This window comes from Neomegalonema perideroedes DSM 15528 (assembly GCF_000374145.1).
GTDB classification, from domain to species: domain Bacteria; phylum Pseudomonadota; class Alphaproteobacteria; order Rhodobacterales; family Rhodobacteraceae; genus Neomegalonema; species Neomegalonema perideroedes.
On sequence record NZ_KB893653.1, the window covers coordinates 347,851 to 368,383 of the forward strand.

The following is a 20,533-nucleotide window of genomic DNA, read 5'->3' on the forward strand; positions in this document are numbered from 1 at the left end:
ACGTTCAATGAATGGTCGGAGCTTCAGGGCCTGGCGCGGAGGCCCAAGGGATCAAGTTTTTGTTTGGTCGCGCCATTCGCCCGAAAAGTCTTTCAAACTTTTCGGATTGCGCTCTAAACTCATTTTGTTCTTATACAAGGAGGCCCTCATGGCGGCGCCCGTCGACGCGACTTCGCATCTTTATCTGATCGACGGCTCAGGCTTCATCTTTCGGGCCTTCCATGCTCTGCCGGGGCTGACGCGCAAATCCGACGGCCTGCCGACCGGCGCCGTCTCGGGATTCTGCAATATGCTCTGGAAGCTGGTGGACGACGCCTTCGACGGCGACGGCGTGGGGCCGACGCATCTGGCCGTCCTCTTCGACGTCAGCCGGGTGAGCTTCCGCAATGAGATCTACGCCGATTACAAGGCCCATCGCCCGCCGCCGCCCGAGGCTCTGATTCCGCAATTCCCGCTGATCCGCCGCGCGACCGAGGCTTTCAACCTGCCCGGCGTGGAGCTTGAGGGCTTCGAGGCGGACGACCTCATCGCCTCCTATGCGCAAAGCGCGGCGGCGTTAGGCGCGCAGGTCACCATCGTCTCCTCGGATAAAGACCTGATGCAGCTTGTCGGCGGCAAGGTGGCGCTCTTCGATCCCATGAAGGAGAAGGCCATAGGCCCCAAAGAGGTCGAGGAGAAATTCGGCGTGCCGCCCGAGCGGGTGATCGACGTGCAGGCCCTCGCCGGAGACGCCAGCGACAACGTGCCCGGAGCCCCCGGAATCGGACTCAAGACGGCGGCGCAATTGATCCTCGAATATGGCGATCTGGATCAGCTCCTCGCCCGCGCCGGAGACATCAAACAGCCCAAGCGTCGCGAAAGCCTGATCGACAACGCAGAGCGCATCCAAATCTCCCGCAAGCTGGTGACCCTCGACCGCAAGGCGCCTCAGCCTCTGGCGCTGGAGGATCTGGCCGCGCGTCCGCCTGATCCGGCCAAGCTGCTGGGGTTCCTGCGCGAAATGGAGTTCGCGACTCTGGCGAAGCGGGCCGTCTCGCGCTTCGGAGAGGCGGGGGAGGGCGGCCTTTTCGTGAGGCCCAAGCCCGCGCCTGAGCCCATGCTCGAAGACGAGGCCCCGCCCGCGCCCGAGGATCCGGCGCTTTTCACGCCCTTCGACGGGGCAGGCTATCAGACCCTCTCCACTGAGGCGGCGCTTGCGGAATGGGTCGCCCGCGCGCGGGCGCAAGGCTTCGTCTCCATCGACCTTGAAACGACCAGCCTCGACGAGATGCAAGCCGAGATCGTCGGCGTGGCTTTGGCTCTGGCGCCGGGCGAGGCGGCTTATGTTCCGCTCGGCCATGTCGAGGGCGAGGATGATCTCTTCGGCTCGCGCCGCCCGGCCTCCGGACAGATGCCCTTAGAGGCGGCCTTGGCGCTGCTCAAGCCGCTGTGCGAGGATGAGTCCGTCCTGAAGATCGGGCAGAATCTCAAATATGATCTGAAGGTTCTGGCGAATTACGGGATCGGCCTCGCGCCCATCGACGACACCATGCTGATGTCCTATGCGCTGGGCTCCGGCGAGGGCCGCCATGGCCTTGAGGCGCTGATGGCGGCGCATCTCGGCCAAGAAGGCCAGCCGATCCAAGAACTGATCGGCTCGGGCAAGAAACAAATCAGCTTCGCGCAAGTCCCTGTGGAGAAGGCCGCCCGCTACGCCGCCGAAGACGCCGACGCCGCCTTGCGTCTGGCGCTGCTCCTCAAGCCGAGGCTCTGGCGCAAGGGTCTGGCGACGGTCTATGAAACCCTTGAGCGCCCCATCGTTCCGGTTCTGGCGGCCATGGAGCGCGAGGGAATCCTTGTCGATAAAGCGGCTCTGGCGCGGATGTCGGGGGATTTCGCCCAGCGCATGGCGGGTTACGAAGCCGAGATCCATCAATTGGCCGGGCGCGAGTTCAATCTCGCCTCGCCCAAGCAGCTCGGCGAGATCCTCTTCGAGGAGATGGGCCTTCCCGGCGGGCGCAAGACCAAGACCGGCGCCTGGAGCACCGACGCCGAGGCTCTGGACGAATTGGCGGCGGATCACGCCCTCGCGGCGCGGATTCTCGACTGGCGGCAATTGGCTAAGCTGAAATCCACCTACGCCGACGCTTTGGTGGAGCATGTCGACCCTCGGACGGGCCGCGTCCACACCTCGTTTTCGCTGGCGGCGACCAGCACCGGGCGCCTCGCCTCGACCGATCCCAATTTGCAGAACATCCCCATCCGCACCGAGGAGGGGAGGGCGATCCGCCGGGCCTTCGTCGCGCCGGAGGGCTCCAAGCTGGTTTCGCTGGATTATTCGCAGATCGAATTGCGCATCCTCGCCCATGTCGCGGATGTGCCCGCCCTGCGCGAGGCCTTCGCCGAAGGCCGCGACATCCACGCCATCACGGCGGCGCGGGTCTTCGGGCTGAAGCTCGAAGAGGTGACGCCGGAGCTGCGGCGTCGGGCCAAGGCGGTGAATTTCGGCGTGATCTACGGCTCGACGGCCCATGGTCTGGCGCGGCAATTGGGCGTCGGGCGGAGCGAGGCGCAAATCTTCATCGACGCCTATTTCGCCGAATTCCCCGGCATCAGGGCCTATATGGAGCGCACCATCTCCGAGGCGAAGCGCAAGGGCTATGTCGAAACCATCTTCGGGCGCCGGATTCTGGCTTCGGGTGTGGGCGGCAAGGGGGCGCAGCGCGGCGCCGCCGAGCGCGCCGCCATCAACGCCCCGATCCAAGGCGCCGCCGCCGACGTCATCCGTCGGGCGATGATCCGCGTTCCGCCGGCTCTGGCGGCTTCGGGGCTCAGGGCGAAGATGCTGCTTCAGGTCCATGACGAACTCATCTTCGAGGCGCCGGCCTCCGAGGTCGAGGCTCTGACGGCGCTGATCAAGCCGCTGATGGAGGGCGCCGACGAGCCGGTGGTGAAGCTGGCGGCGCCTTTGGTGGTCGAGGCGGGTTCGGGCGCGAATTGGGCCGAGGCGCATTGAGCGTTTTCCAGCGAAGCCGATCAGGCTTCGCGTCGCGAAAACGCGACCAATCAAGCAGCCGGAGTCTTTTTGTGGTCGCGCAATTCATCCGAACGGCCGTTTCAGCCCGTTCGGATTGCGCTCCAGGCGTTTTCCAGCGAAGCCGATCAGGCTTCGCGCCGTGAAAACGCGACCACGAAAGAAGCCGGAGCCTTTGAAGGATCCGGCGGAGGCGCATTGAGCCGCTTCTCCGCCTGAGCTATCAGAGGGGCTTCTCCGGTTAGAGAGGGCGCAAGGGGCGGGCGATGGATCATTTTCTCTATAAGAACGGGGTTCTTCACGCCGAAGACGTCCCGCTGGCCGAGATCGCCGAGGCGGTCGGAACGCCGGTCTATGTTTATTCCCGCGCCACGCTGGAGCGCCATTACCGCGTCTTCGACGAGGGGCTGGCGAGCTTCCCGAAGCGCATCGTCTGCTTCGCGGTGAAGGCCAACGGCTCGCTGGCGGCGCTGGCGGTTCTGGCGAAGCTTGGGGCGGGCGCCGATGTGGTCTCCGAAGGCGAATTCCGGCGCGCTCTGGCGGCGGGGATCCCCGGCGAGAAGGTGATCTTCTCCGGCGTGGGCAAGACTCCCGACGAAATGCGCTTCGGCCTCGAACAGGGCGTGCGTCAGTTCAACGTCGAATCCGAGCCCGAGCTTGAGGCTCTGAACGCGGTGGCGGTCCAGCGGGGCGTGAAGGCGCCGGTGGCTCTGCGCATGAATCCCGACGTGGACGCCAAGACCCACGCCAAGATCTCCACGGGCAAATCCGAGAATAAATTCGGAATCCCCGCCTCGCAGATCGCCGAGGCGGTCCGCCGCGCGGCGCAGATGCCGGGAATCCGCCTGACGGGCCTCGCCATGCATATCGGCTCGCAATTGACCGATCTGGAGCCCTTCGCCGCCGCCTTCGCCCGGATGCGCCGCATGGCCGAGGATCTGCGCGCCGAAGGAATCTCTCTGGAGCGTCTGGATCTCGGCGGAGGCTTGGGCGTGCCCTATGAGGGCCGCACCAACGTCCTCCCGCCTCTGCCTCTGGATTACGGCCGCGTCGCCGAGGCCGCCTTGGGCGATTTCGTGCGCGAGACCGGGGCGGAATTGGCTCTGGAGCCGGGACGCCTGATCGCGGCCAACGCCGGGATTCTGCTTTCGCGCGTGGTCTATGTGAAGCAGGGCGAGGGCCGCCGCTTCCTGATCCTCGATTCCGCGATGAACGATCTCATGCGCCCCGCCATGTACGACGCCTGGCACGACCTCGTGCCGGTGAAGGAGGCGCCCCTCGACGCGCCCATCGGGCCTTACGACGTGGTCGGCCCGGTCTGCGAGACGGGCGACCGCTTCGCCGAACAGCGCCCCTTGCCGCCGCTCGTCGCGGGGGATCTCGTGGCCTTCCGCACGGCGGGCGCTTACGGGGCCTCCATGGCTTCGGAGTACAACACGCGTCCGCTGGTTCCGGAGGTTCTCGTGGACGGCGACCGCTTTGCGGTCACGCGTCCGCGCCCCACATATGACGAGATCTTGAGCCGGGACCGCATTCCCGATTGGTTATAAAGGCTGGGGCCTCTTGCAGGTCCGCCGCTTCGCCCGCAGGATGAGGACCATGAGCGCCCAGACCCCTCGCACGGCCCCCGCCCGTCCTGATTCCGCCGCCCCTCCCGCCGAGCTGCTCGTCAAGGCGCGGCGGACGGGGCGCGTCCTGAGTTTGGAGCGCCTGACGCGGCGCTTCTGGCCGCTCTGGACGGCGGCGCTCTTCGGGCTGGCGCTGACCTTGGCGGGCTTCTGGGGCCTCTGGAGCCCCGTGGTCCGGGCGGGGCTTTTGGCGGCCTATGGGCTGCTTTTGGCTTATATGTTCCGGCGAGGCGCGCGAGGCTGGGCCGCGCCCACCCACGCCGAGGAATTGGCGGCGCTGGACGTCGGGCTCTCCCGCCGCGCCGCGACCCATCTCGAGGATTCCCCCGCCCTCGGCGCCGAGACTCCCATGGGCCGCGCGCTCTGGGCGGCGCATCGGCGGCGGCTGGAGGCGGAGGCGGCGCGGGCCAAGGTTCCCGCGCCGGATTTGCGGCTCTCCGCGCCTGATCCTTGGGGTCTGCGCTATTGGGCGCTTCTGGCGCTGATCGGCGGCTTCTCGGTTTATTGGAGCGGCGCGCGCGAGCAGGTCGCGGGGATCTTCGCCGGAGCCCCCGCGCCAGCTTCTACGGTTTTGGCGGCGGCTCCGGCGCGGCTCGACGCCTGGATCAATCCGCCGCCCTACACCCGCGCCGCGCCGATCTATCTCATGAGCCGCCTCGGCCAAAAGATCGAGGTTCCGACGGGCTCCTTGCTGCAATTCCGCGTGGCGGGCGCCTCCGAGACGCCTGTGGGCGAGCTGCCCGGCTCGGCGGAGGTCTTCGCCGAGGACGGCCCCGGAATCTTCGCGCTCAAGGCCGAGATTCTGGCCTCCGGCCCCGCTTCCGCGCGGCATCAGGGCGAGACGCTCGGCTCTTGGGACTTCTCCGTCATCCCCGACGCGGCGCCGGTCGTCGAATTCGCCGAGACGCCCCGCGACGGGCGCCGTCAGGCTCTGAGCTTCCGCGTCAAGGCGACCGACGATTATGGCGTGGCCCGCGCTTGGGTGGGGCTGCGCGCCGTGGAGGCGCCGGGTCCGCGCGCCGTCGCGGGCGAGGATCTGCCTTCGGAGATCGCGCTGGAGCCCGACCGTCAGGACCGCGACCTGCGCGTGGGCGAGGCGGATTTGACCGAGCATCCTTTGGTCGGGCTGGAGGCCGAGGCCGTCGCCTACGCCGAGGACGACGCCGGAAACGTCGGGACCAGCGCGCCGGTCCGCTTCAAGCTGCCGGAGCGCATCTTCTCCGAGCCCATGGCCAAGGCCATCGTGGAGCAGCGCCGGGGCTTCGCGCAGGATTTCGACTATGGCGCGCGGGCTCAGGATCTGCTGGAGGCCGCCATGGACGAGCCCGGCGATTATTTCACCGATCCGACGGCTTATCTGGCGGCTTCGGTGGCGCTGCACAGCCTCACGCGCGGCGTGGAGGAGGGGACCGCCGCTCAGGCGCGCCCGGAGGTGCTCAGCCTGCTGTGGAAATCCGCCCTGCGTCTGGAGGAGGGCGACCTCTCCAACGCCTGGGACGCCCTTCAGGCCGCCAAACGCCGCCTTGAGGAGGCTTTGGAGCGCGGCGCCTCGGACGACGAGATCGCCCGCCTGACCGAGGAGATGCGTCAGGCGATGAACGACTACCTCGACGCTTTGAGCCAGATGGCCGAGCGCAATCCCGAGGCCTTCCGCCAGCAACAGCAGGGCGGAGGCGGCGGCGAGACCACCCGCGAGCAATTGGAGCGCATGCTCCGCCAGATGGAGCAGACCGCCCGCGACGGCGCCCGCGATCAGGCTCAGGAGATGCTCGACATGCTCGCCGAGATGCTGGAGAACCTGCGCCCCAACATGCAGGCGGGCGGCTCGGGCGGCGAAGGCGAGGGGGAGGGCGGCGATCCTCAGGCCGAAGCCCTGCAAGAGATGATGCGCCGCCAGCAGGAATTGGCCGACGAAACCTTTCAGCAGGGTCAGGGCCAGCAAGGCCGCGGCCAAGGCCGGCCGCAGGGCCAGGGCCAAGGCGGCGAAGGACGTCAGCAAGGACAGCGCGGCGGGCGCGGCGGCCAAGGCGGCGCGCCGCAAGCGCCCGGTCAGGGCGGGCTGGCGGAGCGTCAGGGCGATTTGCGCGAGGGGCTGGGCGAACTCGGGGATCTCGGCGAAGGCGAAGGCGAGCGCGGCGCGCCGCTGGATCGCGCCCGCGAGGCCATGGAGCGCGCCGAGCGCGCCTTGCGCGAAGGCGATTCCCGCGGGGCGCTCGACGCGCAATCCGACGCTCTGGAGGCTTTGCGCGAAGGCGCGCGCCGTCTGGCGGAGCAGCGCCGCGCCGGGAGTCCCGGCGGCGAAGGCGAATCCGCAGGCGGCGAATCCAGCGATCCCTTCGGACGCGCGCGCCGCTCCCTCGGCTCCAACGACGGCGAAGGCGTGGAGCTGCCCGAGGAGCGCGCCCGCAATCGGGCTCTTGAGGTGCAGCGGGAGATTCGCCGCCGCTCCAGCGAGCGCGAGCGCGGGTTGGAGGAGCTGGATTACCTCAATCGTCTGCAAAGGCCCTTCTGAGGCGAATCGGAGCGCAGGGCGCAGGCGCGGAACGCGCCGCGAACCCTCGGCGGGGCCTCTGAGCCGCGAAGAGGGTCTGAAGGAGGGGCGGCTCAGGATATGTTGCGCTGCAAAAAAACCGCCCTCAGGCGAAAGGCCCGGGTTTTTCCGTGGCGCCTTCCTCATAGGTTTGAGCAATAATGTTATTCTTCCTGAACATAGGTCAAGAAAGATGTGGCTTTCCCGCCTCATCCTTTCGCCTCTGCGTCAGAGTTTCGGATGAATCCTCAAAAAACCGCTTGCGCTTTGTGCGTTGCACACATAGATTTTCCTCGTGGTCGCTGACCACCGCCCTTCCTGGGCGTTTCCTCCCTAGACTCGGGCCGCCGTTGGGCGGCCTTTTTTTTGGTTTCCGCCCTTATTTCGCTTGCGGCTTAGGCGCCGGTCCTGAGCCGTCGGCCGTTTCAGGAGCCTCGCCATGAAGATGGGCGTGCTGCAGACGGGCGAGGTCAATCCCGCCCTCGTCGCCGAACACGGCGAATATCCCGAGATGTTCATGCGCCTTTTCCGTCAGGTGGACCCTTCGCTGGAGTTCCAGGTTTGGCGGTCGGTTCATGGCGAGATCCCCGCCTCGCCCGAAGAGGCCGATCTCTGGCTGGTCACGGGCTCGCGCCACGGCGTTTACGACAAGCTGCCGTGGATGGAGCCGCTCAAGGCTTTTCTGCGGGCCGCCTACGCCGCCGAGCGGCCGATTCTGGGCGTCTGCTTCGGCCATCAGATCCTCGCGGAGGCTCTGGGCGGCGAGGTGGTGAAGTCCGAACGCGGCTGGGGGATCGGCGCGCAGGATTACGCCCTGACCCGAAAGCCCGGCTGGCTCGAAGGCGCGCGCGATCATCTGCGCTTCAACGCCGTGCATCAGGATCAGGTGGTCAAGGCCCCCGCCGAAGCCGAGGTGCTGGCGGGCTCCGATTTCTGCCCCAACGCCATTCTGGCCTATGGCGGCGCCGAATCGCCTTTGGCCATCTCGATTCAGGCCCATCCCGAATTCGACGACGCTTATGAACGCGATCTGATCAAAATGCGCGAGACCCTCACCGAGGAGCAGCGCGCCCGCGCTCTGGCCTCGCTCGGCGGGAGCCTCGACGCGCTGGATTTCGCCAAACGCGCCCTTGAGGCTCTGACGCGCCGTCGCGCGCAGGCGGCCTGACATGGCGACGCGGACGGAGGAGGCGCCGGACACGACGGCGCGCGGCACGCTGATCGGCTTCGGCGCGGTGATTCTCTGGGCGCTGCTCGCGCCTCTGACGCTGGCTTCGGGCGAGATGCCGCCCTTCCAGCGGACGGCCTTCTGCATGATCCTCGGCGGAGCTTTGGGGCTGGCCTGGCTGGCTTTGAAGGGCGTCTCGCTGAAGCGGGTCTTCACCCAAACGCCGCGGGCCTGGCTGATCGGCGTGGGCGGGCTCTTCGGCTATCATGCGAGCTATTTCTTCGCGCTCGGCCATGCGCCGCCAGTGGCGGCGAGTCTGCTGAATTATCTCTGGCCCTTGCTGATCGTGCTGATGGCGGGGTTCGCCACCGGCGAGCCTTTGCGGCCCATGGTTCTGGCGGGGGCTCTGCTGGGTCTGGCGGGGGCGGCGACGGCGGTTCTCGCCGAATCGAATTTCCACCTGGAGATCGCGCCGGAGCATCTGGCGGGCTATGCGGGCGCCTTGGCGGCGGCCTTCATCTGGTCGGGCTATTCGGTGTTGTCGCGGCGCCATGGCGCGACCTCGACGGCGGCGGTGGCGGCTTTCTGCCTCGTGGCGGGGATTCTCGCGACGCTCTGTCATCTGCTCTTCGAGCCGCGGACGATCTGGCCCGCCGATTCTCAGGCTTGGGGCTTCTTCATGCTGCTGGCCCTGGGCCCGATGGGCGCGGCCTTCTTCCTCTGGGACCACGGGGTGAAGAAGGGGGATTTGCAGACGCTCGGCGCCTTGTCCTATCTGACCCCCGCGCTCTCGACGGCGGCCCTGACTCTGGGCGGCTTCGTCGCGCCGCGATGGAGCTCGGCGGCGGCTTGCGGTCTGATCGTGGTCGGCGCGGTTCTCGCGAGCCGCGCCGGTCGTCTTGCGCGGAAGGGATGATTAGGCCTGCGCGTGGCGGGCGATCTCCTCTTTGAGGCGCAGCTTTTCGCGCTTCATGCTCTGGATTTCGAGGTCGTCGGCGGCGGGACGGTTCACGGCGGTGGAGATGGCGTCCTCCAACGCCTTATGTTTCTTCTCAAGCTCCTTGACATGATTCGCAAGGCTCATCGAGTCGTCCTCCTCTTTATGGCAGGTCCGGGGATTACAGCATGATGACGCTGGCTTGTCGATGGTCCGCCGACTACGTCCTAAGGTCGATTGGAAAGAGAATGCGGAGAATTGATCGATTCCGCGCCGGGCGGGCGTCATGAGGGCGCCGCGGCTGGTCGTGGGGGTTTCGGGGGCCTCGGGGAGCCTTTACGGCGTGAAGGCGCTGGAGATGCTGCGCGCTTTGGGCGTGGAGACCCATCTGGTGGTCTCGGAGGGCGGCGCCCTGACGGCGGTCCATGAGCTGGGCTTCAAGCCCGCCGACTGGAAGGATCTCGCGGATCATGTCCATTCGCCGCGGAATCTGGCGGCCTCCATCGCTTCGGGCTCCTTCCGGACTTTGGGCATGCTGGTGGCGCCTTGCTCCATGCGCAGCCTCGCGGAGATCGCCACGGGCCTGACCACCGGGCTTCTCACCCGCGCCGCCGACGTGACGCTCAAGGAGCGCCGCCCTTTGGTGCTGCTGGCGCGCGAGACGCCGCTCCATGCGGGGCATCTCAGGATGATGCTGCAGGCCACCGAAAACGGCGCGGTGGTCATGCCGCCGGTTCCGGCCTTCTACGCGGGGATCAAGACCCTCGACGAGATGGTGGAGCAGACCGTGGGCCGCGCTCTGGATCTTTTCGGGCTGGATTCGCCGGAGGTGCGGCGCTGGGGCGAGTGAGACAGGACAGCGAGTCTGGCTTGTCGCGGCGGAGGACGCGGCGTAAAGAAGGCCCGTCAATGATCCCGAGCGGAGTCTTAAGGATATGTCCTCCTTCATCGCCGAGTCCCTGAGCCGCGTGAAGCCCTCGCCGACCATCGCCGTGACGAATAAGGCGGCCGAGCTGAAAGCGGCGGGCAAAGACGTGATCGGCCTCGGCGCCGGAGAGCCTGACTTCGACACGCCCGACAACATCAAACAGGCCGCCATCGCGGCGATTCAATCGGGCAAGACGAAATACACCGCCGTCGACGGCATCCCGGATCTCAAGAAGGCCATCTGCGCCAAGTTCAAGCGCGAGAACGGCCTCGACTATAAGCCGTCTCAGGTGACGGTCGGCACGGGCGGCAAGCAGGTGCTCTACAACGCCCTCATGGCCACGCTGAATCCCGGCGACGAGGTGATCATCCCCGCGCCCTATTGGGTCAGCTATCCGGACATGGTTCTGCTGGCGGGCGGCGAGCCGGTGGTCGTCGAGGCGGGCATGGAGACCGGCTTCAAGCTGACGCCCGAGGCTCTGCGCGGCGCGATCACCCCCAAGACCAAATGGCTGATCTTCAACTCGCCCTCGAATCCGACCGGCGCGGGCTATACGCGCGCCGAGCTCAAGGCGCTGACGGACGTGCTGCTGGACTTCCCCCATGTCTGGGTGATGACCGACGACATGTATGAACATCTCGCCTTCGCGCCCTATGAGTTCTGCACCCCCGCCGAAGTCGAGCCGAAGCTTTACGAGCGCACTCTGACCGTCAACGGCGTCTCCAAGGCCTACGCCATGACCGGATGGCGCATCGGCTACGCCGCCGGGCCGGAGCCGCTGATCAAGGCCATCGCCAAGATCCAGTCTCAGTCCACTTCGAATCCCTCCTCGATCAGCCAATGGGCCGCCGTGGAGGCTCTGAACGGGCCGCAGGACTATATCCCCATGTCGCGCGAGGTGTTCCAGCGCCGCCGCGATCTGGTGGTGAGCATGCTGAATCAGGCGGCGGGGATCCATTGCCCCACGCCGGAGGGCGCCTTCTACGTCTATCCCTCCATCGCGGGCTGCATCGGCAAGACCGCGCCTTCGGGCAAGAAGATCGAAACCGACGAGGATTTCGTCTCCGAGCTTCTGGAGAGCGAAGGCGTGGCGGTGGTGCAGGGCGCGGCCTTCGGGCTTTCGCCTTTCTTCCGCATCTCCTACGCGACCTCCGACAAGACGCTTGAAGAGGCCTGCACGCGGATTCAACGCTTCTGCGCCGCGCTGAAATAAGCCGTCCGACACGGCGAAGGAAGAAAGCGCCTCCGGGAGACCGGGGGCGCTTTTCGTTTTGTTGGGTCGCGCAATTCACCCGAAAAATCTTGCGATTTTTCGGATTGCGCTCTCAGGCCTTCGCCTGAAGGGCGCGGAGGATCTCCAAAGCCTCCTCGGCCCGATCCAGCGGCGTGAAGACATGATCATGGCGCAAAGCCGCGACCATATTGCAGGGGATGCCCCGCGCCGCCAAAGCCTGAGCGACCGCCGCCGTCAGGCCGACGCCCTCCAGAGAACTATAGACCTTGAGGATGATCCAGCCCATGGGCGGCGAAGCCTCCAGACCCAGAGCCTCGGCCTTCGCGGCGGGCAAGAGGAAGGACGGCCCCTCCGGTTCGCGGAAGCTCGCCAGAGCCGCCGCCGCGCAGGCCGCCGTCAGCGCCTCAGGCGGGGCGCAAAACACGTAAGCGCCCGGCTGAAGCTCCGGATTCAGGCCCGCGATCATGGCGCGGGTCTCGCGGAGGACGGGGCCGCTCATGAGGCCGCCAGAGCCTCAAGCTCGGCGATCAGCGCTTCGGGAAGCTCAAGACCCTCCGCGGCGGCCTTTGCGCGGGCCGCGAGGCGGCGAGTCCCCGGCATGCGGGCGCCGTCCTCGGCGTAAAGCCCGGCGAGGCCCGCCATGCGCTCGGGGAAGGCGGGCGAGGCCGCCGTATCTAGGACGATCAGCGTCTGTCCGAGATCCGGAGGCCCGCCCTCGGCGCTCACCACCCCGGAGGAGAAAGCCCCTAAGCTGGAGCCCACCAGACCCGCCGCCAGAACCTCGACCATCAGCGCCAGAGCCGCGCCTTTGGCCTCGCCCATCGGGGCCATGGTCCCCGCGAGGGCGGCTTTGGCGTCGGTGGTGGGGCGGCCTTCGGGGTCGAAGGCCCAGTTCTCCGGGATGGGCTCGCCGCGCTTGGCCGCGAGGATCACCTTGCCCCGCGCCACGCGCGAGACGGCCATGTCGATCACCAGAGGCGCGCCCTCGGGCATGGGCGCCGCGAAGCAGATCGGATTGGTCCCCAGCAGAGGCTTTTTCCCGCCCCAAGGCGCGATGGATTTGCCGGCGTTGCCGAAGAGCAAGGCGCAAAAGCCCTGCTCCGCGAGCTGCTCGCAGGGGCGTCCGCCCTGTCCGAAATGATGCGAGCGGGCGACATAGGCCGCCGCGATCCCTTGCGCGCGGGCGATCTCCGGCAGAGCCTCCACGGCCAGATCCAGCGCCGGGAAGGCGTAGCCGTATCCGGCGTCGACGCGGATCAGGCCGGGGCGCAGGCGCTCAAGCTTCGGCTCGGCGAAGCCCTCGACTTTGCCCACCCGCGCCTGAGCGGCGTAGGCCGGGACGCGGGCGAGGCCGTGAGTCTCCAGCCCGTCGGCCTCGGCGGCGACCAGAGCGCGGACCGTCGAGCGGGCCTGAAGCTCGCTGACGCGATTGGCCCGCAGAGCCCGAAAGCCGAGATCCTCGGCGGCGGCGAGGCTGAGGCGCGTCATGGCTCAGGACTCCGGCTGGAGGATTTCGACCTCGGCGCCCTCGCGCACCGCCGTATAAAAGCAGCTGCGGCGATTGGTGTGGCAGGCGGGGCCGGTCTGGCGGACGAGCAACAGAAGCGCGTCGCGGTCGCAGTCGATGCGCATCTCGACAAGCTCCTGAATATGCCCGGATTCGTCGCCCTTGCGCCAGAAAGCCCCCCGCGACCGCGACCAATAGACCACGCGCCCCGTGCGCAGGGTCTCCGCGACGGATTCGGCGTTCATCCAAGCCAGCATGAGCGCTTCGCCGCTGGCGTGGTCCTGCGCGAGGGCGGGAATCAGGCCGCGGGAATCATAGGTCAGCGTGGCCGGGTCGAAAGGAGAGGAAGGCATGGCGCGGCTCCGGGAGCTTCGGGCGGGAGATGGGGCGAGAGACGCCGCGCGACTCGCGGCCGAAGCCTCTTAGAGCGCAATCCGAAAAGCCTTTCAAATTCTTCGGCTCATGCGTTTTCGGCGAATTCAGGCGAAAGCGCGGCGATTCGTTTTGAACGCCGCTCAAATTTCTGCGAGTCGGCGGAGAAATTTCGCCTCAGAGGGGTTTTCCCGCGCCGCGCCGCGCCCTATGTCAGAATCGTCAGCCGTCTTTCCATCCGATGTTCAGCCTGCGGGGCTTTCATGCGTTTTTCTTTGCGTTTCCTTGGTTTGCTTCTTCTCGGCCCCTTCGCCTCCTTCGCGCCTCTGGACCGCGTCTCCGCCGCCCAGACGCCGCTGGAGCTTCGCGAAGGCGAGGCCCTTCGGCTGCGGGCGGCGGTGGACCCGGCTTGGCTGCGCGGCCTCGAAAGCCGGACGGCCCTCGCCCGGATCGAGCGCCTCGGCGGCGCTGAGGAGGCGCCGCGCCGCGTCTTCGAGCGCCGTTTGAGCGTCGCGGATTTCGACGCGGCGGGGCGTTTCGGGCTGGAGGTTCCCCGCGCCGCTCTGGAGGGCGCGCGCCATCGCCTGACTCTGCGTTTGCTCTCGGCGGAGGGGCGGGCGATCTGGACCGCCTCCGCGCTTTGGGAGCCCGGCGCCCTGACGGCCTCGCTTCAGGATCTCCCGGTTCAGGATTTAGGGCCTCTGACGCCCAAACCGGGATGATCTCGCCCCCGATCCTCATGGCGCCCGATTTTCAAGGCGCCCGATTTTCAAGGCGCCCTGTGAATCCGCGCGCGCGCGGCTTATCTTCAGGCTCCCGGAACAGGGAGCCTTTTTCATGTCCGACCTCTCCGCCGACCTCATGGCGCTTTATTCGAAGCGCATCCTCGCGCTGACCGCCGCCATTCCGCATCTGGGGCGTCTGGAGGCGCCGCAAGCCAGCGTGAGCCGCCGCGCGCCGCTCTGCGGCTCGACGACCGCCGTGGATCTGTCCCTCGGGCCGGACGGGCGCGTCGCGGAATTCGCGCAGGAGCCCAAAGCCTGCGCCCTCGGACAAGCCTCCTCGGCGATTCTGGGCGGCGGAGTCATCGGCCGCACGCCTGAGGAGCTCGCCGCCGCCCGCGACGCCCTCAAGGCCATGCTGAAGGAGGGCGCGCCGCCCCCCGAAGGCCCCTTCCATGATCTCGAAGTTCTGACCGCCGCGCGGGGCTACGCCAATCGCCACGCCTCGATTCTGCTCGCCTTCGAGGCCGCCGCCGAAGCCGCCGCCGAAGCCCGGAAGCGCGATCCGAAAAGTTGAAAGACTTTTCGGATCAATTGCGCGACCCGACACAGACCTCCAAAACACGACGCCGCCCCCGGAGGCCGGGAGCGGCGCGCGAAGATCCTGAAGCCTTGAGGCCCTCCGGCATAGGCGAACGACCGGAGAGGCCTCTCGTCTGCGGGATCGACCCGATCAGATCATGTATTGGCCGCCGTTGGCGGAGAGCGTCGAGCCGGTGACGAAGCCCGCGTCGTCGGAGACGAGGAAGGACACGGCGCGGGCGATCTCCTCAGGCTCGCCGAGGCGGCCCGCGGGGATCTGCGGAATGATGCGCTCTTTGAGCACCTTCTCGTCGATGGCGCGGACCATCTCGGTGCCGATGTAGCCGGGGCAGACGGTGTTGACCGTGATGCCCTTCGCGGCGCCTTCCTGCGCCAGAGCCTTCACGAAGCCGATGTCGCCCGATTTGGCGGCGGAGTAATTGACCTGTCCGGCCTGACCCTTCTGGCCGTTGACCGAGGAGATCACCACGATCCGGCCGAAGCCGCGATTGCGCATGCCTTCCCAGACGGGGCGGGTCACGTTGAACAGGCTGTCGAGATTGGTGCGCAGCACGGCGTTCCACTGATCTTTGGTCATCTTGTGGAAGAAGCCGTCGCGGGTGATGCCCGCATTGTTCACCAGCACCTCGACCGGGCCGAGATCGGCCTCGATCTGCGCGATTCCGGCGACGCTGGCGTCATAATCGCCCACGTCCCATTTATAGGCCTTGATGCCGGTTTCGGCGGTGAATTTCTGGGCGGCTTCGTCGTTGCCGCCGTAGTTCACGGCGACGGCGAAGCCGTCGGCCTTGAGCCGTTTCGCGATGGCCGCGCCGATTCCGCGCGTGCCGCCCGTGACAAGAGCCGTTCTCGCCATATGCAGTCCCCTCCCCAGAGAATTTATGAAGTTCTGGCGGAGGCGGCTTCAGCCGCCCCCGCAGTCGAAAAGGTCATTCGCGCTCGACGCAGAGCGCCACGCCCATGCCGCCGCCGATGCAGAGCGTCGCGAGGCCCTTCTTGGCGTCGCGGCGCTGCATCTCATGGAGCAGCGAGACGAGGATGCGCGCGCCCGAAGCGCCGATCGGGTGCCCGATGGCGATGGCGCCGCCGTTCACGTTGACCTTGCTCGTGTCCCAGCCGATTTCTTTATTCACGGCGATGGCCTGAGCGGCGAAAGCCTCGTTGGCCTCGACGAGGTCGAGATCCTCATGCTTCCAGCCGGCCTTCTCCAGCGCCTTGAGCGAGGCGGTGATCGGCCCGACGCCCATGATCGCCGGATCCACGCCGGTGGTGGCCCAGGAGCGGATGGTCGCCAGCGGCTTGAGTCCGCGCTTGGCGGCCTCCTCCTTGGACATCAGCACCACGACGGCGGCGCCGTCGTTGACGCCCGAGGCGTTGCCCGCCGTGACGGAGCCTTCCTTGTCGAAGGCGGGGCGCAGTTTGGCCATGCTCTCCGGCGAAGCGTCGTGACGGATGTATTCGTCTTCGGCGACGGTGACGTCGCCCTTCTTGCCGGGGATGACGACCGGGACGATCTCATCCTTGAATTTGCCGGCCTTCTGGGCCGCGGAGGCCTTCTGCTGGCTCTTCAGGGCGAATTCGTCCTGTTCGGCGCGGCCGATCTGGAACTTCTTGGCGACGTTCTCGGCGGTGGTGCCCATATGGTAGCCTTGGAAGGCGTCCAGCAGGCCGTCGCGGAGCATGGTGTCGAGCAGCTTCATCTCGCCCATCTTCACGCCGTTGCGCAGATAGGCGGCGTGCTGGGCCTGGCTCATGCTCTCCTGGCCGCCCGCGACCACGATGTCGTCGTCGCCGGCGAGGATGTGCTGATAGCCGAGCGCCACGGCGCGGAGCCCCGAGCCGCAGAGCTGGTTGATGCCCCAGGCGGGCGTCTCGACGGGCAGGCCGGCGTTGACCGAAGCCTGACGCGCCGGGTTCTGGCCCTGTCCGGTGGTGAGGATCTGGCCGAGAATGACTTCGTCCACGTCGGCCGGGCTGACCTGCGCGCGCTCGAGCGCCGCCTTGACCGCGATCTCTCCGAGCTTATGCGCGGGCAGGCTCGACAGGGCGCCGCCGAAGCTGCCGACAGGCGTGCGCGCCGCGCCGACGATGACCACTTCCGTCATTGAGCTTTCTCCCTCAAGAGCGCTTCATTCGGGGAATGCCGCGGCAAGCCCGAAGAGCGCAAGATAATTGCGTTCGCCTGCGCGGATACTGCGTCAGGGCGTCTAGGGCCGCAAGGGGGTTTCTGGCGCCGGGGCGCCCTTTTCGCGGGAGCGCCTTTTGCGGCGCGGGACGGCGCGCGCCTCGCCTGTACGGTCTGCGAAAAAAGCCGCCAGGGGCCGCCAGAGCTTCTCCGAGGCGCCGCCGCCGACGATCAGGCCGACATGTCCGGCGTTCGCCTCCAGAATCTCGGCGCGGGGCAGAGCTTCGGCGAGAGGGCGCGTCGCGGCGGGGGGCGCCACCACGTCGCGGACGCCGGAGGCCACCAGAACCGGGCGGTCGTAGCGCCGCGGCGCCACGAGATGATCGCCCAGACGCCAAAGGCCCCGATGAGGCTCGCCCTTGAGAAACCAGTCGTGGAAGGCCTCGCGGGCCACTTTGGGCGCCAGAGGAACGCCGTCGTTGGCCCAATCCTCAAGGGCCACGAAGAGCCGGGCTTCGAAGCTGAAGGGATCGAGGGCGGCGAAATCGCGGAATTTGCGCGCCGCCGTCCAAGGATCGCGCAGGGCGAAGAGCGTCTGGAGCGCCTCGCCCGGCGCCGCGCCGAAGATCGCCGCCGAAGCCTCCAGCCCCGCCGAGATCTCGGGCGCCTTGCGCCGCAGGCCCTCCAGACCGGGCATATGCCGGAAGTCCCAAGGCGCCGCCACCGCCGCGAAGCGCCGCGCCAGTCCCGGATCCAGCGAAAGCGCCCCCACGCAGAGCGGCCCCGCCATGCAATAGCCCATCAGCGCCGGAGCCTCGCCGCCGATCTCCGCCGCCGCCCGCAAGGCCGGCGCCAGACGCTCGCGGGCGTAGCCCTCCAGCCCGAGCCGCAGATCCTCGCCCGAGGGCTCGCCCCAGTCGAGCAGCAGCGCCCGCAGGCCCGAGCGCGCCATGCCCGCCATGAAGCTGCGCTCGTCCATCAGATCCAGCACCGTCGCCCGGTTCACCAGAGAAGGCGCCACCACGAGGATCGGCCCTTCGCCGCCGTAATCCAGCAGCCGCGCGCCGCCCGCGCTCCAGAGCGCGGGCCGCTCCAGACGGCGCGGCGGCAGAGGATGGCGCTGATAGGCCTCGATCCCCGCCAGAACCGCCGCCGCCTCGTCGAGCAGCGCCTTCAGCCGCTCGGGCGCCTGCAGAGGGTCGGCGCGGGGCTCGCCGCGCAGCGCCAGAAAAGGGCCGAGCAGAGCCAGAGCGATGGGAATGGGCCAGCCGCGCCGGTCGCGCCCCGGCGGCAAGGGCGGCGGAGAGGAGGGGGGCGGCGGAGCGGAAGGGCGGGGAGCGCCTTGCGGCGGGCGCGAAGGAAAGGAGCCTCCCCTCTGCGTCCCGCCGCCCTGCGCTCCGCCCTCCGCGCTCCGGGAGAGAGCGGCGGGGCGGGGCGGGGCGGCGCCCAGCGCGGAATCCCCTTGAGTCACGCGATCCCCAATTCTCGCTCCGCCGCGCGCTTTTGCGCGGATCGGGATTTCTTGTTGCAATTTTCTCTCGCAAATGCGAGATTTCCCGGCAGTTTTCGCGCCGTAGAACGCCCGCACGAACGCCCGCCGCGCCAAACCCCGGGTTAGGGCGCCTCTTCGCGTTCTCCGCTCAAGGAAGGGCAGTTCCGCCGTGTCCACCGACGCATCCAAGTCCGATCCGATCACCATCAAAAAATACGCGAACCGGCGCCTCTACAACACAGCCGCCAGCAGCTACGTGACCTTGGAGACTCTCTCGGGCATGGTCAAGGAGGGCGTGGACTTCGTCGTCTACGACGCCAAGACCGGCGACGACATCACGCGCTCCGTGCTCGCTCAGATCATCTTCGACGAAGAAGCCAAGGGCGAGAACCTTCTCCCCATCAATTTCCTGCGTCAGCTCATCCGCTTCTACGGCGACAGCCTCCAAGGCTTCCTGCCCGCCTATCTGGAGATGAGCCTCAACAGCTTCGCGCATAATCAGGAGCAGGTCCGCTCTCAGATGACCCGCGCCTTCAGCCCCGAAAAGGGCATTCAGGCGATGCAGAACCTCGCCCGCCAGAATATGGAATGGTATCAGAAGACCATGAGCATGTTCGCGCCCTTCAGCATGATGGGCGGAGCCGGGGCGGCTCAGCCCTTCGCGCCGCCTCCGGCCGAGAAGCGCGAGGCCTCGCGCACCGAGATCGAGGATCTGCGGGCGCAGGTCGAGGCCATGGCGGCGGCCCTCGCGGCCATCGCCAAAGACAAGATCGACTGATCCGCCCTCCTCCGCGCGCGGCGCAGGGGATGAGGCCGACGTGAAAAGGGGCGGCTCCGTCGGGAGCCGCCCCTTTATGCTTGCGCCGATCAGGCGGGGGCGAGCCCGCCCTGGCCGCCCCGGCTCGGGGGCGGCGTCTCCCGGATGGGCAGATGCACGATGGCGGAGAGCGCCCCGACTCCGACGCCCACCCACCAGACCAAGGTGTAGGAGCCGTAGGCGTCGTAGAAGGCGCCGCCCAGCCAGACGCCCATGAAGCCGCCGAGCTGATGGCTCAGGAAGATCACGCCGTAGAGCGTGCCCATATATTTCAGGCCGTAGAGATCGGCCACGATGCCCGAGGTCAGCGGCACGGTGGCCAGCCAAAGCGAGCCCATCAAGGCGCTGAAGATCAGCACGGTGGTCGGGGTCATGGGGGTCATGATGAACCAGGCCCCGACGATCGTCCGCGCGGCGTAGATCCCGGCCAGCAGATATTTCTTGCTATATTTCGCCCCGAGCCTCCCGGCGAGGATGGTCCCGACCACGTTCATCACGCCGATCACCGCGATGGCTTGGGCGCCCAAAGCCGCAGCCCCTTCGCCGAGGATCGGGCCGCAGATCTCGGTCACGAAGGCCGGAAAATGCGCCGTGATGAAGGCCAGCTGATAGCCGCAGGAGAAGAAGCCGATGAAGAGCAGCCAATAGGTCGGATCGCGGAAGGCGCGCCCGAGGACTTGGCCCATCGGCTCCTCCTGCGCGTCGGCGACCTTGGGCGGGCCCTTCACAAAGGGCGTCAGCAGGAGCATGAGCAGCGCCAGCCCCGCGAAGATCGCCAGCGTGACGCGCCAATCCGTGGCGCGCTGCAGCCATTCCGCCAGCGGCGGCACGACGACTTGTCCGAGCGACCCCGCCGCCGTCACCAGCCCGAGGATCTGGCTGCGCTTCTCGGGCGGCGCGATGCGCCCGACCACCGCCAGCACCACGCCGAAGCCCGTGCCCGCCACGCCCAGACCCACCAGCAGGCCCGCGCCCAGCGCCTGCTCGCCGGGCGTCATGGCTGTCGAGGAGAGCCAAAGGCCGAGCGCGTAGAAGAGCGCGCCCGCCGTCAGGGCTTTGCGGTCGCCGTAGCGGTCGGCGGCCATGCTGAAGAGCGGCTGCGCCAGACCCCAGACCAGATTCTGAATCGCCAAAGCGAAGGAGAATTCCGAACGCGGCCAATTCATTTCGGCGGCGATGGGCGTCTGAAAGACGCCGAATCCGGCCCGCAGGCCGAAGGAGAGCAGCAGGATCGCCGAACCGGCGAGCAGGACGGGCCAGATCGGCGCGGCCGGATCTGCGGCCCGCTGGACGGGCGAAGCGGAGGCGGACATGAGGAGGCGGCCTTTCGAACAAGAGGCGTCCCGGAGGCGGCTGCGGCGTCGCGCTGGAGGCGTCTCGTCATGAGGAATCCGCAGAAGCTTAGACCGCCCGCGCAGGTCGCGCCATAGGATTTCCGGCGGGTTTTCGGATGAGCG

The 20,533-nt window shown here is 67.6% G+C and carries 18 protein-coding genes; 10 read left to right on the forward strand and 8 right to left on the reverse strand.

Annotated elements, in window-relative coordinates:
- Positions 1-148: 148 nt before the first annotated feature.
- The 5 genes from polA to yddG all read left to right on the forward strand — a co-directional run bounded on the left by polA (position 149) and on the right by yddG (position 9,255).
- Positions 149-2,995, forward strand: a complete 2,847-nt coding sequence (polA, locus tag B161_RS0101700) for a DNA polymerase I (protein WP_018631620.1) — start codon at positions 149-151, stop codon at positions 2,993-2,995.
- A 284-nt stretch (positions 2,996-3,279) separates the two neighbouring features.
- Positions 3,280-4,563, forward strand: coding sequence for a diaminopimelate decarboxylase (gene lysA / locus B161_RS0101705; protein WP_018631621.1), 1,284 nt, complete (start codon positions 3,280-3,282; stop codon positions 4,561-4,563).
- Positions 4,564-4,612: 49 nt separating this feature from the next.
- A complete protein-coding gene (locus B161_RS0101710) occupies positions 4,613-7,153 on the forward strand; it encodes a TIGR02302 family protein (RefSeq protein WP_018631622.1) in 2,541 nt (846 codons plus the stop codon).
- Positions 7,154-7,610: 457 nt separating this feature from the next.
- Positions 7,611-8,339 carry a glutamine amidotransferase-related protein gene (locus B161_RS0101715; protein ID WP_018631623.1) on the forward strand — a complete coding sequence of 243 codons (729 nt, stop codon included), beginning with the start codon at positions 7,611-7,613 and terminating at the stop codon, positions 8,337-8,339.
- Position 8,340: 1 nt separating this feature from the next.
- On the forward strand, positions 8,341-9,255 hold the full coding sequence (gene yddG, locus B161_RS0101720; protein ID WP_018631624.1) for an aromatic amino acid exporter YddG: 915 nt from the start codon (positions 8,341-8,343) through the stop codon (positions 9,253-9,255).
- Here the strand turns inward: yddG and B161_RS19085 are convergent, their stop codons facing one another.
- The gene (locus tag B161_RS19085) at positions 9,256-9,423 is read right to left on the reverse strand and encodes a YdcH family protein (RefSeq protein WP_018631625.1); all 168 of its coding nucleotides are present in this window, start codon (positions 9,421-9,423) and stop codon (positions 9,256-9,258) included.
- Positions 9,424-9,562: 139 nt separating this feature from the next.
- Between B161_RS19085 and B161_RS0101730 the strand changes: the two genes are divergently transcribed.
- Together B161_RS0101730 and B161_RS0101735 are read left to right on the forward strand one after the other, a co-directional pair.
- Positions 9,563-10,126, forward strand: a complete 564-nt coding sequence (locus B161_RS0101730; protein ID WP_018631626.1) for a UbiX family flavin prenyltransferase — start codon at positions 9,563-9,565, stop codon at positions 10,124-10,126.
- 85 nt (positions 10,127-10,211) lie between these two features.
- Positions 10,212-11,417 carry a pyridoxal phosphate-dependent aminotransferase gene (locus B161_RS0101735; protein WP_018631627.1) on the forward strand — a complete coding sequence of 402 codons (1,206 nt, stop codon included), beginning with the start codon at positions 10,212-10,214 and terminating at the stop codon, positions 11,415-11,417.
- A 112-nt stretch (positions 11,418-11,529) separates the two neighbouring features.
- On the opposite strand, the gene B161_RS0101740 is transcribed toward B161_RS0101735, so the two are convergent.
- From B161_RS0101740 to hisI, 3 genes are read right to left on the reverse strand one after another with little or no spacing between them, the layout of a single operon-like run.
- Positions 11,530-11,937, reverse strand: coding sequence for an ACT domain-containing protein (locus B161_RS0101740; protein WP_018631628.1), 408 nt, complete (start codon positions 11,935-11,937; stop codon positions 11,530-11,532).
- Positions 11,934-12,926, reverse strand: a complete 993-nt coding sequence (locus B161_RS0101745) for an Ldh family oxidoreductase (protein WP_018631629.1) — start codon at positions 12,924-12,926, stop codon at positions 11,934-11,936. The genes B161_RS0101740 and B161_RS0101745 overlap by 4 nt, the downstream gene beginning before the upstream one ends.
- Positions 12,927-12,929: 3 nt before the next feature.
- Positions 12,930-13,298, reverse strand: a complete 369-nt coding sequence (gene hisI / locus B161_RS0101750; protein WP_018631630.1) for a phosphoribosyl-AMP cyclohydrolase — start codon at positions 13,296-13,298, stop codon at positions 12,930-12,932.
- Between the two features lie 282 nt (positions 13,299-13,580).
- Between hisI and B161_RS0101755 the strand changes: the two genes are divergently transcribed.
- Together B161_RS0101755 and B161_RS0101760 are read left to right on the forward strand one after the other, a co-directional pair.
- Positions 13,581-14,039, forward strand: a complete 459-nt coding sequence (locus tag B161_RS0101755) for a hypothetical protein (protein ID WP_018631631.1) — start codon at positions 13,581-13,583, stop codon at positions 14,037-14,039.
- Between the two features lie 115 nt (positions 14,040-14,154).
- Complete coding sequence (locus tag B161_RS0101760) at positions 14,155-14,616, forward strand: iron-sulfur cluster assembly scaffold protein (protein WP_018631632.1); 462 nt, start codon at positions 14,155-14,157, stop codon at positions 14,614-14,616.
- A 156-nt stretch (positions 14,617-14,772) separates the two neighbouring features.
- Here B161_RS0101760 and phbB read toward each other — a convergent pair whose 3' ends face one another.
- The 3 genes from phbB to B161_RS16185 form a co-directional block, all read right to left on the reverse strand.
- Positions 14,773-15,498, reverse strand: a complete 726-nt coding sequence (gene phbB, locus B161_RS0101765) for an acetoacetyl-CoA reductase (RefSeq protein ID WP_018631633.1) — start codon at positions 15,496-15,498, stop codon at positions 14,773-14,775.
- Between the two features lie 73 nt (positions 15,499-15,571).
- Positions 15,572-16,747, reverse strand: coding sequence for an acetyl-CoA C-acetyltransferase (locus B161_RS0101770; RefSeq protein ID WP_018631634.1), 1,176 nt, complete (start codon positions 16,745-16,747; stop codon positions 15,572-15,574).
- A gap of 102 nt (positions 16,748-16,849) precedes the next feature.
- Positions 16,850-18,238, reverse strand: coding sequence for an alpha/beta hydrolase (locus tag B161_RS16185; RefSeq protein WP_018631635.1), 1,389 nt, complete (start codon positions 18,236-18,238; stop codon positions 16,850-16,852).
- A gap of 190 nt (positions 18,239-18,428) precedes the next feature.
- On the opposite strand from B161_RS16185, the gene phaR reads away from it, so the two are divergent.
- Entirely contained in the window at positions 18,429-19,037 is a 609-nt protein-coding gene (phaR, locus tag B161_RS0101780) for a polyhydroxyalkanoate synthesis repressor PhaR (RefSeq protein WP_018631636.1), read from the forward strand.
- An 89-nt stretch (positions 19,038-19,126) separates the two neighbouring features.
- Here phaR and B161_RS0101785 read toward each other — a convergent pair whose 3' ends face one another.
- Positions 19,127-20,389, reverse strand: a complete 1,263-nt coding sequence (locus B161_RS0101785; RefSeq protein ID WP_018631637.1) for an MFS transporter — start codon at positions 20,387-20,389, stop codon at positions 19,127-19,129.
- Positions 20,390-20,533 lie beyond the last annotated feature (144 nt).

Coding starts and splice junctions, on each gene's coding strand:
- B161_RS0101770 (WP_018631634.1), bottom strand. CDS start 16,747: ATGACGGAAGTGGTCATCGTCGGCGCGGCGCGCACGCCTGTCGGCAGC.
- B161_RS0101755 (WP_018631631.1), top strand. CDS start 13,581: ATGCGTTTTTCTTTGCGTTTCCTTGGTTTGCTTCTTCTCGGCCCCTTC.
- B161_RS0101740 (WP_018631628.1), bottom strand. CDS start 11,937: ATGAGCGGCCCCGTCCTCCGCGAGACCCGCGCCATGATCGCGGGCCTG.
- B161_RS0101785 (WP_018631637.1), bottom strand. CDS start 20,389: ATGTCCGCCTCCGCTTCGCCCGTCCAGCGGGCCGCAGATCCGGCCGCG.
- polA (WP_018631620.1), top strand. CDS start 149: ATGGCGGCGCCCGTCGACGCGACTTCGCATCTTTATCTGATCGACGGC.
- B161_RS0101760 (WP_018631632.1), top strand. CDS start 14,155: ATGTCCGACCTCTCCGCCGACCTCATGGCGCTTTATTCGAAGCGCATC.
- B161_RS0101715 (WP_018631623.1), top strand. CDS start 7,611: ATGAAGATGGGCGTGCTGCAGACGGGCGAGGTCAATCCCGCCCTCGTC.
- B161_RS0101730 (WP_018631626.1), top strand. CDS start 9,563: ATGAGGGCGCCGCGGCTGGTCGTGGGGGTTTCGGGGGCCTCGGGGAGC.
- B161_RS0101745 (WP_018631629.1), bottom strand. CDS start 12,926: ATGACGCGCCTCAGCCTCGCCGCCGCCGAGGATCTCGGCTTTCGGGCT.
- B161_RS19085 (WP_018631625.1), bottom strand. CDS start 9,423: ATGAGCCTTGCGAATCATGTCAAGGAGCTTGAGAAGAAACATAAGGCG.
- lysA (WP_018631621.1), top strand. CDS start 3,280: ATGGATCATTTTCTCTATAAGAACGGGGTTCTTCACGCCGAAGACGTC.
- B161_RS0101735 (WP_018631627.1), top strand. CDS start 10,212: ATGTCCTCCTTCATCGCCGAGTCCCTGAGCCGCGTGAAGCCCTCGCCG.
- yddG (WP_018631624.1), top strand. CDS start 8,341: ATGGCGACGCGGACGGAGGAGGCGCCGGACACGACGGCGCGCGGCACG.
- phbB (WP_018631633.1), bottom strand. CDS start 15,498: ATGGCGAGAACGGCTCTTGTCACGGGCGGCACGCGCGGAATCGGCGCG.
- B161_RS0101710 (WP_018631622.1), top strand. CDS start 4,613: ATGAGCGCCCAGACCCCTCGCACGGCCCCCGCCCGTCCTGATTCCGCC.
- hisI (WP_018631630.1), bottom strand. CDS start 13,298: ATGCCTTCCTCTCCTTTCGACCCGGCCACGCTGACCTATGATTCCCGC.